Source organism: Thermococcus sp. M36 (genome assembly GCF_012027355.1).
Lineage (GTDB): Archaea > Methanobacteriota_B > Thermococci > Thermococcales > Thermococcaceae > Thermococcus.
In genome coordinates, this window is the sequence record NZ_SNUH01000264.1 from 1 (window position 1) to 418 (window position 418).

At 44.3% G+C, this 418-nt stretch carries 1 pseudogene; it reads left to right on the top strand.

From position 1 onward, the window contains the following. Positions 1-298, top strand: a pseudogene (locus tag E3E36_RS12265) (hypothetical protein); the annotation flags it as partial. Positions 299-418 lie beyond the last annotated feature (120 nt).

Below are 418 nucleotides of genomic sequence, written 5' to 3' on the forward strand. Positions count from 1 at the left end.
TTATGATGAGTTCCACGAATATCTTTCAAAGAATTTTGGAGACTGGAAAGACCACACAACGGACCAGTGGTTGGGAGATATGTCAAACTTAAAAGATAAACAATCATGGAATCGTTCCGCATGGGAAACTGTGTACACCCTTCTCACAGGGACAAACGAGCCTGCATGGCTGTCTAAAGTAGACTTCAAAAGGCAGAGACCGCAAATTAATATTGACTTCATCCTTACTGAGGACTTCACTCCAAAAACCGGCCCCTACACTGGCGTTGGCTACTTCATGGAGGTGACCTGGGGATGAGAAAACTCCTTGTCCTCTTTGCCTTCTTTTCCCTCCTCTTATTCCTCTCTTACTTTTACCTTCCGAGCGAGAACATGAGTGAACTCTATCAAAAAATCCCAGAGCAAGTCAGGGGAAATT